The organism is Notoacmeibacter sp. MSK16QG-6, assembly GCF_024158145.1.
GTDB lineage: Bacteria > Pseudomonadota > Alphaproteobacteria > Rhizobiales > Rhizobiaceae > Notoacmeibacter.
Map to the genome: position 1 here is coordinate 30349 of NZ_JAMYXM010000004.1, position 11614 is coordinate 41962.

Below are 11614 nucleotides of genomic sequence, written 5' to 3' on the forward strand. Positions count from 1 at the left end.
GCAGCAGAATGATATTTACAGGCAGACACCTCATTGCAGGCGAATGGGCCGATGGTGGTCCCACATTTACTTCGGACCCCGTGACCGGCGATCCTTTGACCGTCTTCAATGGAGGCAGAGATGAGGTGGATCGCGCAGCAAAAGCGGCTGAAGCAGCCTTCAGAACTTTTGGCTGGACAAGTCGGGAGGAGCGCGCGCGCTTTCTTGAAGCCATCGCCGATGCGATCGAGGCGCGCGGCGAGGAGATCACTGCAATCGGCACCGCCGAAACCGGTCTGCTGGATGCACGGTTGAATGGCGAACGCGGTCGGACAACGGGGCAGCTTCGACTTTTCGCAAAAGTGCTGCGCGAAGGCGACTATCTCGATCGGCGCTATGAGAGCGCCTCGGATGCCAATCCCGATCTTCGCCTCATGCAACGGCCCTTCGGACCGGTCGGCGTTTTCGGGGCCTCCAATTTTCCGCTCGCATTTTCGGTCGCCGGCGGCGATACGGCTTCTGCTCTCGCTGCGGGCTGTCCGGTCATCGTCAAGGGGCACCCCGCCCATCCGGGCACAGGGGAGATTGTCGCGGATGCCATTCTGGACGCGATGAAGACATGCGGTCTGCCCAAGGGCACCTTTCAATTCGTGCAGTCCAATAGCCGCGAGGCCGGCGAGGCCCTCGTCACGCACCCACTTATCACCGCAGTCGGGTTCACCGGCTCACTTGGCGTGGGACGTTCACTATTTGACCTGGCCTGCAGGCGCGACACACCGATACCGTTTTATGGAGAGCTTGGATCGATCAACCCTGTCTTCTGCCTGCCAGCCGCCATGGCGAAGCGCGCTGGCGATATCGGTTCCGGCTGGGCCGGCTCTCTGACCATGGGCGTCGGTCAGTTCTGTACAAATCCGGGCGTTCTCATTGCCAAGGAAAGCGATGCGCTCGAAATACTGGTGACGGCGGCGGACAGCGCGCTGGCAGACGTGGACGATGCGCCGATGTTGACGCAAGGGATCGCGCAGTCCTATCGCGAGGGACGCAATGCGGCGGTCGATGCCGGTGCGGAGGCCGCGCGGCGGTCGGGCGGATCGGATCGCCGCAATGCGCCCGATCTGTTGCGTGTGAGCGGAACGGAGTGGCTCTCAAACTCACGTCTTCATGAAGAAGTATTCGGTCCGTTCGGCATTGTGGTGGCTGCGCAGACCGAGGATCAGATGATCGAGATCGCGGAGAGACTGGAAGGTCAATTGACCGCCTCCATCCACCTGGAAGATGGCGATGAGGCGCTTGGTCAGCATCTTTTGCCGATTCTGGAACGCAAGGCGGGCCGTATTCTTGCCAATGGATGGCCGACCGGTGTAGCGGTCTCGCCGGCGATGATGCATGGCGGACCGTATCCGGCGACAACGGTGAACGGTACGACATCCGTGGGCACACTCGCCATTCAGCGCTTCCTGCGGCCGGTCTGCTATCAGAACATTCCGCAAGCGCTGCTTCCGGCCGATCTGGCGAAGTGATGGCGCAATCCGCCCGATTTGCACTGGCGGACTGGGGTACGACCCGGCTGCGGGTCTGGTTGAGCGATGCTGCCGGCACCGTTATCGATGAACGACGGAGCGATCAGGGCATGGCGGTGTGCCGCAATGGCGGGCCGCAGAAATTCGCCGATGTTTTTGAGAGCGAACTGACGGCTATGGGCGCGTCACCTGACCTGCCAGCGGTGATCTCCGGTATGGCGGGCGCTCGTGGCGGCTGGCGGGAGGCAGCCTATATGCCGACGCCGGCTCCGGTCGCCCAGATCGCTGACGCGGCGGTCATTATCGATGGTGTGCGCCCGGTCGCCATTCTGCCGGGCGTCTCGCAGAACGAGCCTGCAGACGTCATGCGCGGCGAAGAGGTGCAGATCGCAGGTAGCGGCCTTCGGGAGGGTTGGATCTGTCTGCCGGGCACTCACAGCAAATGGGTCTGGCTCGAATCCGGCAGGATCGTGCGTTTTACGACCTTCATGACTGGTGAGCTTTTCTCGCTTCTGTCGCGGCAGTCCATATTGACCGCAAGCATCGATGCCTCTCGAACAGTTGAAAAAAACGATGCCCATTTCATCGCCGGCGTGCGGCAAATGGTAGATCGGGAGATCGATCTTTCAGCCGCTCTTTTTTCAATTCGCGCCGGCGGAATTCTGCATGATGCTGACAACGGAGCCAATGCTGCACGCCTCTCCGGTCTTCTGATCGGTGCGGAAGTCGCGGCAGCGAAGGCGGAAGGACCAATTCGACTGATCGCAGACGACCGGCTTGGCGCACTTTATGCCGCGGCTTTTGCGACCGTCGGTCGAGAATATGAGGTGATCGACGCGGAGCGAGCCACCCGGCAGGGACTGATTGCCGCAGCACAAAAAATTTATGAGGGCCGAACATGAGCCGACCGAAAAGTCTGAACGATCTGGAGCGCCCGCTGATCGCCATTCTCCGTGGTCTGCGTCCCGAGAATGCAGTTGCTGTTTCCCGTGCGATTTTCGCAGCTGGCATTCAGGCCATCGAGGTGCCCCTCAATTCCCCCGACCCTTTCTGCTCGATTTCCGCCATGGTGGACGCTTTGCCGGACGCCATGATCGGAGCAGGCACGGTGCTCGATCCTGACGATGTAAAACGGCTTTCGGATACCGGCGCGCGTTTGCTTGTGACACCCAACTCCGATCCGGCAATTATCAAGGCCGGCGTGAAACAGGGTCTGGTGACATTGCCAGGCTGCTTTACCGCGACCGAAGCTTTTCAGGCGCTGAATGCCGGGGCATCCGGTTTGAAATTCTTCCCAGCCTCGATCATGGGGCCGGATGGAATTGCTGCTCTCAAAGCGGTTTTGCCGTCCAATGCCTTTGTCGCTGCGGTCGGGGGTGTCGCGGAAGACGATTTCGCTAGCTACGTCAAAAAGGGAATCCGGGCGTTCGGTCTTGGCAGTTCGCTTTTCAGGCCGGAATGGTCAGCGGACGAGATTTCAGAACGAGCCCTGCGGACGGTGGCGGCATACGACAAAGCCTTGGCAGGGCAGGACCGATGAGCCAATTCGAGGTCTCGACCCTATCGCAATGCAGTTTCACACTCGGTGAAGGGCCGGCTTACGATCCGTCCCGGGATGCCGCGTTCTGGTTCGACATCGTTGGACGAAAGCTCAGGCGCTACAGCTTTCGCGATCAGCAAATCCAAACCTTCGATCTACCGGTCATGGCTTCGGCGCTTTTCAGGATAGAGAGCGAGGACGAACGCTATTGTCTCGCGACCGAAACCGGCTTGCAGTTCTTCGATCCCCGGACTGGCGAACTGGAAATGTATCAGCCGATCGAAGCAGATAACCCGCACACGCGAAGCAACGATGCACGGGTGCATCCGTCAGGTGCGCTATGGTTTGGCACGATGCGCAAGAATGCCGAGCCCGATGCGGGCGCGATCTACGCGCTGACTGGCGGCGAATTGCACGTCGTGGAACCGCACTGGTCGATCCCGAACGCAATCTGCTTTAGCGCCAATGGCGGCACGGCGATGCTCGCCGATACTGCCGAAGATCGGATCTATTCCATCGCCATCGACCCGAAGACCGGCCTGCCTACTGGAAACAAGGTGTTGTTCGCCGATTACCGCATTCGCGATGGGTCGCCCGATGGCGCGGTGATGGACCGGTACGACGTGCTGCATGTGGCGGTCTGGGGCGGTGGGCGAATCGACCGCATCACCCCGGACGGACGATTTCTCGATCCTATCCCCATGCCTGCGTCGCAGGTTTCCTGTCCGGTTTTTGTCGGCGAGGATGCTTCTGCGCTTCTCGTCACTTCTGCAATGCAGGGTCTCGATGGTGCGGCGCTCGGTGCCGACCGTCAGGCGGGAGACACGTTTTATGTCACGGGCAATTTCCAAGGTCGGCACGACAAGCCTGTTCGACTCGCTCGTTAGTCTGCCATGCCGAAATCGGTATAACGGACAGCAAAACCATCATTTGAAAGGATGGCGGATCGCTGCAATCCTCCTTCGTACGGCCATGGAGTTGGCCGCTCGGCGACCGAGGAGGGGTCGCCGTGACCAGATAGCAAAACGTCTGGTGACCAAGTTTTACCGGGAGGAAAACATGCTCAAGACACTTATGATGACTGCTGCTGTCGTAGCGCTTGGCACAGCGAGCGCTGGCGCTGAAACCGTCGGCTTCTCACAAATCGGATCGGAATCGGGCTGGCGCGCAGCCGAGACGACGCTGACCCGCCAGCAGGCCGAAGAGCGCGGCATCGATCTGAAATTCTCCGATGCCCAGCAGAAGCAGGAAAATCAGATCGCGGCCATTCGCTCATTCGTCGCGCAGGGCGTCGACGCCATTCTCATCGCGCCGGTGGTTGCGACAGGCTGGGACTCGGTTCTGGAAGAGGCCAAGGAGGCCGAAATTCCCGTTGTGCTTCTGGATCGCCAGATCGACGGTTCGGACGATCTCTATCTGACCGCTGTCGGTTCGGACCTCGTTCACGAGGGGAGCGTCGCAGGCGAATGGCTGGCCAACGAAGTTGGCGACGGCGAATGCCGCATTGTCGAACTTCAGGGCACGACGGGGTCGTCGCCGGCTATCGACCGGGCCAATGGTTTCCGCAAGGCCCTGGAAGGTAAGGATAACCTGGAGATCGTCCGTAGCCAGACCGGAGATTTCACCCGTTCCGGCGGAAAAGAAGTGATGGAAAGCTTTCTGCAGGCGGAAAATGGCGGAAGCGGTATCTGCGCGCTTTATGCACACAATGACGACATGGCGCTTGGCGCGATCCAGGCGATCAAGGAGGCTGGCCTCAATCCCGGCACCGACATCAAGATCGTCGCCATCGACGCTGTACCGGATTATTTCCAGGCCATGGCAAACGGCGAAGCGAACGCCACCGTTGAACTGACGCCTAACATGGCAGGCCCCGCCTTTGACGCGCTGGAGAAATACTGGGCCGATGGCACAGCACCGGAGAAGTTCATCCAGACAGAGTCCAAGCTCTACACGCAGAGCGACGACCCGCAAGGCGAGTACGAGGCGCGTAAGGATCTCGGCTACTGATCGATCGCATCGGACGGGCGCATTCGGTGCGCCCGTCAACTCTATTCGGGGTGTGAGCGATGGTTCTTTCGATCCGTTCTCTCAGCAAGCATTTCCCAGGCGTCAAAGCGCTCGACGATGTCGACTTCGATCTTGCCGCCGGTGAAATACATGGCCTGCTCGGAGAAAACGGCGCAGGCAAATCGACGCTGATCAAGTGCCTGACCGGCGCCTATCGTCGCGACTCCGGTGAGATGATCCTGGATGGTGAGCCCATATCGCCGTCCTCGACAGCCGAAGCACAGGAACTCGGTATCGGTACGGTGTATCAGGAAGTGAATCTGTTACCGAACCTGACGGTGGCGCAAAATCTTTTATTCGGCCGCGAACCCCGGCGTTTGGGTTTCATTGACGGCAAGGCCATGCGCCGCGAGGCGGAACGCATGTTGAAAGGATATGGCGTCGCCATCGATGTTGCGCGCGATCTCGGCAGCTATTCCGTCGCGATCCAGCAGTTGGTCGCCATCGCCCGTGCCGTGGATCTTTCGGGCAAGGTGCTGATTCTAGACGAGCCGACCGCAAGCCTCGACGCCAACGAGGTGCGGCTGCTGTTCAATGTGGTTCGCGGACTGAAGGAACGGGGTTTGGGAATCATTTTCGTGTCCCACTTCTTGGATCAGGTCTTCGACCTCACCGACCGGGTGACCGTGCTGCGTAACGGCAAAAAGATCACGACGGAAACCACCGCCTCGCTCGACCGGATGGAACTGATCGCCAACATGTTGGGCCACGAGCTGGAAAGGGTGGAAAGAAAACAGCGAACCGCAGCCGGGGATCAAGCACCGCCGCGAGAGACGATCATTCGCTTTACCCGCATGGGTCGGAAAAATGTCGTCGAGCCTTTCGATCTCACCGTTCATAAAGGCGAGGTGATTGGCCTCGCCGGACTACTCGGTTCAGGCCGCACAGAATCGGCGGAGATGCTGTTTGGCATCCGCAGCGCGCCGGAAGGGCGTGTGCATGACGGCGAAACAGTCGTGAACTTGGCGTCGCCGCGCGATGCGATAGCGGCCGGTTTAGGCTTTGCCCCGGAAGATCGCAAAACCGACGGCATTATTGCCAGCCTTTCGGTGCGGGAGAACATCATTCTTGCCCTGCAGGCGCAGAGAGGATGGCTGCGGAAAATGCCCCGTAACGAGCAAAAGCGTCTGACCGACCGATATATCGATGCGCTCGACATAAGAACGCCGGACGGCGAAAAGGCGGTCGGCGATCTTTCTGGCGGCAATCAGCAGAAGGTCGTGCTCGCTCGCTGGCTGGCCATGAACCCCCGTTTCCTCATTCTCGACGAACCAACGCGCGGCATCGATGTCGGTGCGCACGCGGAAATCCTTCGTCTCATCGAACGTCTGACGGATGATGGCATGGCCATTCTGATCATATCGTCCGAACTCGACGAGCTCATCGCCGTATCCGACCGAGTCATCGTGGTGCGTGACAGACAGCATGTCAGCGAGCTGGTCGGTGATGAGATTCAGCGAGACCGGATCATCGAAAACATCGCTGCGCCTGACAACAGAGAGACTGTCGCGTGATCGGCCGGTCGCTTCTACGCCTCTTGCCCCAGATCGTGTCGCTTCTTGCGTTGATCGGGCTGGTCAGCGTGTTCTTTCCAACCTTCCTGCAGATCGACTTTTCCGATGGTCGTCTCGTGGGACCGATGATCGATATCGTCAAACGGGGCGCGCCCGTCGCCTTGCTCGCGGTGGGTATGACACTCGTGATCGCAACACGAGGCATCGACCTGTCGGTTGGTACGGTGATGGCGATTTGCGGGGCCGCCGCGGCATGGGCCGTATCCAGCGGCTACGGCACAGTGCCGTCGCTTATCCTGGCTCTTCTTGTTGGGCTCGCGGCTGGGCTATGGAACGGCATTCTCGTTTCCGTCATCGGTATCCAGCCCATCGTTGCGACACTAATTCTGATGACCGCAGGCCGTGGCATCGCGCAACTGATTACCGAGGGGCGGATTCTTACTTTTTCCGATCCCGACTTCGCCACGATCGGGTCGGGAACCCTTTTCGGCGTACCCTTCCCGGTGGTTCTCTGGCTTTTGACCGGCATCGGTTTTGCATTGATGATGCGCTGGACGGCCCTTGGACTTCTCATCGAATCTGTTGGCATCAACAGACGCGCCAGCGCGCTGATCGGGATCAATGCGCGCGTCCTTCTGATCGCGGTTTATATGGCTTCCGGCCTTTGCGCAGCGATTGCCGGACTTGTGGTCACGGCCGACATACGAGGCGCCGATGCCAATAATGCCGGCCTCTGGCTGGAACTCGACGCCATCCTTGCCGTCGTGATCGGCGGCAATTCGCTGCTTGGGGGACGGTTCTCCATCACCGCTTCGATACTCGGCGCCATGATTATTCAGACGATCGACACGGGAATTCTGCTTGCCGGTTTTCCTTCGGAGTACAATCTGGTGATCAAAGCTGTTCTGGTGCTGACCATCCTTGTCGTCCAGTCGCCCAACCTTTCTGCCCAATGGCTATGGGCTAGGCAAGCTTTGGCGCGTCGCCGCGCCTTACGGGACGAGGCCGCTCCACAATCCGGGCCGCGGATGACAGAACGTCCCGTGCCGGAAAGCGAGGTATCGCGATGACGATCAATACCCGCCTTTATCCGCTGCTGGCGACCATAGCTATCTTCGTGATCGCTTACGCGCTGAGCTACACACAGTTCCCTGCCATGCTTTCGACCCGTGTCGTCGGCAACCTCCTGACCGACAACGCTTATCTCGGTATCGTGGCTGTTGGCATGACGATTGTGATTCTGTCCGGCGGGATCGACCTTTCTGTCGGTTCGGTCATCGCCTTTTCCGGCGTATTTATTGCCGTTGTCCTGCGGGAGACCAGTTTGCACCCTCTGATGGTCTTCGCCCTGCTTCTCGTGCTTAGCACGGCTTTCGGCGCGGCAATGGGCGGCATTATCCACTGGCTCGCCATGCCTTCCTTCATCGTCACGCTAGCCGGCATGTTCCTCGCCCGCGGTGCGGCTTACATGTTGACGATCGATTCCGTCCCCATCGCCCATCCATTCTACGATCTGCTGCAAGGTGCGTACTGGCTGATGCCCGGCAAGGGGCGGCTGACGCTAATTGGAGTTGCGATGCTCCTCACCGTGGCGGTCGGCGCATTGATCGCTCACCGGACACGTTTCGGCGCAAGTGTTTTCGCCCTTGGCGGCGGCGAGCAGGCGGCGCGCCTCATGGGGGCGAAGGTCGGCCGAACAACCGTCATGATCTATGCGTTTTCCGGCTTCATGGCCGGCCTTTCGGGTATCGTCTTTTCGATTTACACCGGATCGGGCTATCCACTTGCGACGGTCGGGACCGAATTGACGGCAATCGCCGCCGTTGTGATCGGCGGCACGATCCTGACTGGCGGTGCGGGTTATGTGGTCGGGACGCTATTCGGTGTCCTCACCATGGGCTTGATCCAGACCTACATCGTTTTTGACGGCAGTCTATCGAGCTGGTGGACAAAGATCGTCATCGGCCTTCTGCTGTTGCTGTTCATTCTCTTGCAGAAGGGCCTGCTTCGCTTGAGCCAGTCACGAATTTCTGCCGGCCACGCATGATCGGTTTTTACATGGAGGCCCGCCAAGGTTGTGGCGCCATGACAGGATCGACTCGCAAATGGCGCAGCAACCCGGTGTCGGCTAGACGTCGAACTTGACGCCCTGTGCGAGCGGCAGTTCGGCGGAATAATTCACGGTACTGGTCTGTCGGCGCATATAACCCTTCCAGGCATCGGAGCCGCTTTCGCGTCCGCCGCCCGTTTCCTTCTCGCCGCCGAACGCACCACCGATCTCCGCGCCCGAGGGGCCGATATTTACATTGGCGATGCCGCAGTCTGAGCCGGTCGATGACAGGAAGGTCTCCGCCTCGCGCAGATCGAGCGTGAAGATGCAGGAGGAAAGCCCCTGCGGCACGCCGTTCTGCATGGCGATCGCGTCTTCCAGCCTGTCATAGCCCATGACGTATAGGATCGGCGCGAAGGTCTCCGTTTTTACCGTCTCGGTCTGGTCCGGCATCTCGATCAAAGCGGGCGCGACATAGGCGCCGGCCGGAACGTTCTCCGTGACAGCTTCGCCGCCATGGACCGTTCCGCCTTCTGCCTTTGCCGATGCGATGGCGTCCTGCATCGCTTCCAGCGCTTTGCCATCAATAAGCGGGCCGACCAGCGTACCGTCCTGGCGGGGGTCGCCGACGGGAAGAGACGCGTAGGCCTTGGCGACCTTGGCGACCAGATCGTCCTTTATGGAGTTATGGACAATGAGCCGGCGGAGTGAGGTGCACCGTTGCCCGGCCGTTCCGACTGCCGAGAAAACGATGGCGCGCACGGCCATGTCCAGATCGGCCGAGGGTGCGACAATCATGGCGTTGTTGCCGCCGAGTTCCAGGATAGGACGGCCCCATCGCGCCTGAACTTTAGGACCGACAACACCACCCATGCGCGTCGATCCCGTTGCAGACAACACCGGCAAATCACGAGACTCCACCAGCGCCTCGCCAATTTCCGCACCGCCGATGACGAGTTGGACGAGTCCATCGGGCGCATCAGCACCGAAGCGCTTCAAAGCGCGTTCGACGATCTTCATGGTCGCCATTGCGGTAAGCGGCGTCTTTTCGGATGGCTTCCAGATGACCGGATTGCCGCAGACCAGTGCAAGCGCCGCATTCCACGACCATACGGCAACAGGAAAATTGAAGGCGGAGATCACGCCGACCGGACCGACCGGATGCCACGTCTCGCTCATCCGGTGCCCCGGTCGCTCCGATGCTATCGTGAGGCCGTAGAGCTGACGGGAAATACCGACGGCGAAATCGCAGATGTCGATCATCTCCTGCACTTCGCCGAGGCCTTCGGACGTGATCTTGCCGGCTTCGAGCGTCACCACCGCGCCGAGTTCGTCTTTAGCGGCCCGTAATTCGTCTCCGAGAATACGGACGAGTTCACCTCTGCGCGGGGCCGGCACGCTGCGCCATGCCTGGAAGGCATTATTAGAGCGCTCGATAATGGCTGGCATATCGGATGCGGCGGTCTCTTCGACCTCGGCCACTTTCACACCGTCGATAGGGGAGTAGACAGTCAGGCTGCCGCCCGTCAGATCGCTTTCCTGCAATCCCGCAGCCCTGAGCGTACTGGCATGCTCGTTTTCGACCATTTCGTTCATTTGGCCAGTTCCTTTCAGGCGGTAATCGTCAGCTTCGATCCATCGCAGTCCATAACGCTCAGTGTTCGACCGGGAAACACTTTGGATGGATTTCGTGGAGCTATCGAAGCTGACTTCGGGTCAATCTCAGTTGATCATTTCAACAGCTATCGCTGTTCCTTCACCGCCACCAATGCAGATGGAAGCGACGCCCTTCGACAGGCCATGGCGTTTCAGAGCGCCGAGAAGCGTGACGACGATCCGTGCGCCGGAAGCGCCGATGGGATGACCGAGCGCGCAGGCACCGCCATGGATATTCACCTTTTCATGCGGGATGGAGCGCTGCTGCATCGCCACCATAGGCACCACCGCGAAGGCTTCGTTGATTTCGAAAAGATCGACATCCTCGTAGGACCAGCCAATCTTTTCCAGAAGCTTGTCCATGGCGAAGATGGGCGCAGTGGTGAACCAGCCCGGCTCGGCGGCGAAGGCGCTGTGCCCGACGATCCGCGCGACGGGTGCTGCGCCGTCTTTTTCGGCCTGCGCCATGGTGGAAAGAACGAGCGCCGCCGCGCCATCGTTGATCGACGAGGAAGAGGCCGCGGTGATCGAACCGTCCTTGCGGAAGGCCGGACGCAATTGCGGGATCTTCTCAGTCTTGATGCTGCGCGGCCCTTCATCGCTGTCGATGACGGTTTCGCCCTTCCGCGACGAAACAGTGACGGGCGTCATTTCCCAGTCGAAGCCGCCATCCTTATTGGCCTTGGCGGCGCGCTCGACGCTAGCGATGGCGTAACTGTCCTGGGCGTCGCGCGTCAGCTGATATTTTTCAGCGCAATCCTCGCCAAAAGTGCCCATTGAGCGACGCCTACCGTCCGGAGCGATGTCGTAGGCGTCTTCCAGCCCGTCGAGCATCATATGGTCGAGAACCTGGCCATGGCCGATACGGTAGCCGCTGCGCGCCTTCGGCAGCAGATAAGGAGCGTTGCTCATGCTCTCCATGCCGCCGGCGACGATCGTCTTGCCATGGCCGAGCATCAACGCGTCGTGAGCGAACATCACTGCGCGCATTCCGGAGCCGCAGACCTTTGAGATCGTCGTGCAGGGCGTTGCCTTGTCGATGCCGGCATGGATGGCGGCCTGACGGGCAGGGGCCTGGCCGAGGCCGGCCGGCAGAACATTGCCCATGAAGACCTCGTCGATGGCCTCACCGAACGCATTGGCCTTCTTCAACGCCGCATCGATGGCCGCCGTGCCGAGTTCGGTCGCCGAAACACTGGAGAGTTCGCCCTGAAACGCGCCCATCGGCGTGCGAGCCGCGCCGGTGATGACGATGGTTTGCGATGACATGGCGATATATCCT

10 protein-coding genes are annotated in these 11614 nt (G+C 60.1%); 8 read left to right on the plus strand and 2 right to left on the minus strand.

The window, feature by feature from the left end; genetic code table 11:
* The first annotated feature begins 8 nt into the window (after nt 1-8).
* The 8 genes from NIM86_RS12665 (at nt 9) to yjfF (ending at nt 8673) form a co-directional block, all read left to right on the plus strand.
* A complete protein-coding gene (locus NIM86_RS12665; protein WP_253382685.1) occupies nt 9-1502 on the plus strand; it encodes an aldehyde dehydrogenase (NADP(+)) in 1494 nt (497 codons plus the stop codon).
* Complete coding sequence (locus NIM86_RS12670) at nt 1502-2404, plus strand: 2-dehydro-3-deoxygalactonokinase (RefSeq protein WP_253382686.1); 903 nt, start codon at nt 1502-1504, stop codon at nt 2402-2404. The genes NIM86_RS12665 and NIM86_RS12670 overlap by 1 nt, the downstream gene beginning before the upstream one ends.
* Nucleotides 2401-3042 (plus strand): 2-dehydro-3-deoxy-6-phosphogalactonate aldolase, encoded by a 642-nt coding sequence (locus NIM86_RS12675; protein ID WP_253382688.1) that lies wholly within the window; start codon nt 2401-2403, stop codon nt 3040-3042. Before NIM86_RS12670 ends, NIM86_RS12675 begins: the two co-directional genes overlap by 4 nt.
* Nucleotides 3039-3929 (plus strand): SMP-30/gluconolactonase/LRE family protein, encoded by an 891-nt coding sequence (locus NIM86_RS12680; protein ID WP_253382689.1) that lies wholly within the window; start codon nt 3039-3041, stop codon nt 3927-3929. Before NIM86_RS12675 ends, NIM86_RS12680 begins: the two co-directional genes overlap by 4 nt.
* Before the next feature lie 172 nt (nt 3930-4101).
* The gene (gene ytfQ, locus NIM86_RS12685) at nt 4102-5052 is read left to right on the plus strand and encodes a galactofuranose ABC transporter, galactofuranose-binding protein YtfQ (protein WP_253382690.1); all 951 of its coding nucleotides are present in this window, start codon (nt 4102-4104) and stop codon (nt 5050-5052) included.
* Nucleotides 5053-5111: 59 nt separating this feature from the next.
* Nucleotides 5112-6626: a sugar ABC transporter ATP-binding protein gene (locus NIM86_RS12690; protein ID WP_253382691.1), complete on the plus strand. Its 1515-nt coding sequence runs from the start codon at nt 5112-5114 to the stop codon at nt 6624-6626.
* Complete coding sequence (locus NIM86_RS12695; RefSeq protein WP_371872899.1) at nt 6626-7696, plus strand: ABC transporter permease; 1071 nt, start codon at nt 6626-6628, stop codon at nt 7694-7696. The genes NIM86_RS12690 and NIM86_RS12695 overlap by 1 nt, the downstream gene beginning before the upstream one ends.
* Entirely contained in the window at nt 7693-8673 is a 981-nt protein-coding gene (gene yjfF / locus NIM86_RS12700) for a galactofuranose ABC transporter, permease protein YjfF (RefSeq protein ID WP_256478481.1), read from the plus strand. Before NIM86_RS12695 ends, yjfF begins: the two co-directional genes overlap by 4 nt.
* Before the next feature lie 81 nt (nt 8674-8754).
* Here the strand turns inward: yjfF and NIM86_RS12705 are convergent, their stop codons facing one another.
* Together NIM86_RS12705 and NIM86_RS12710 are read right to left on the minus strand one after the other, a co-directional pair.
* Nucleotides 8755-10263, minus strand: coding sequence for an aldehyde dehydrogenase family protein (locus NIM86_RS12705; protein WP_253382946.1), 1509 nt, complete (start codon nt 10261-10263; stop codon nt 8755-8757).
* A 135-nt stretch (nt 10264-10398) separates the two neighbouring features.
* Complete coding sequence (locus tag NIM86_RS12710; protein WP_253382693.1) at nt 10399-11601, minus strand: acetyl-CoA C-acyltransferase; 1203 nt, start codon at nt 11599-11601, stop codon at nt 10399-10401.
* Nucleotides 11602-11614: the final 13 nt, after the last annotated feature.

Bases quoted from the DNA above. Each gene is read 5' to 3' on its own strand.
- NIM86_RS12665 (WP_253382685.1), top strand. From the start codon at position 9: ATGATATTTACAGGCAGACACCTCATTGCAGGCGAATGGGCCGATGGT.
- NIM86_RS12670 (WP_253382686.1), top strand. From the start codon at position 1,502: ATGGCGCAATCCGCCCGATTTGCACTGGCGGACTGGGGTACGACCCGG.
- NIM86_RS12675 (WP_253382688.1), top strand. From the start codon at position 2,401: ATGAGCCGACCGAAAAGTCTGAACGATCTGGAGCGCCCGCTGATCGCC.
- NIM86_RS12680 (WP_253382689.1), top strand. From the start codon at position 3,039: ATGAGCCAATTCGAGGTCTCGACCCTATCGCAATGCAGTTTCACACTC.
- ytfQ (WP_253382690.1), top strand. From the start codon at position 4,102: ATGCTCAAGACACTTATGATGACTGCTGCTGTCGTAGCGCTTGGCACA.
- NIM86_RS12690 (WP_253382691.1), top strand. From the start codon at position 5,112: ATGGTTCTTTCGATCCGTTCTCTCAGCAAGCATTTCCCAGGCGTCAAA.
- yjfF (WP_256478481.1), top strand. From the start codon at position 7,693: ATGACGATCAATACCCGCCTTTATCCGCTGCTGGCGACCATAGCTATC.
- NIM86_RS12705 (WP_253382946.1), bottom strand. From the start codon at position 10,263: ATGGTCGAAAACGAGCATGCCAGTACGCTCAGGGCTGCGGGATTGCAG.
- NIM86_RS12710 (WP_253382693.1), bottom strand. From the start codon at position 11,601: ATGTCATCGCAAACCATCGTCATCACCGGCGCGGCTCGCACGCCGATG.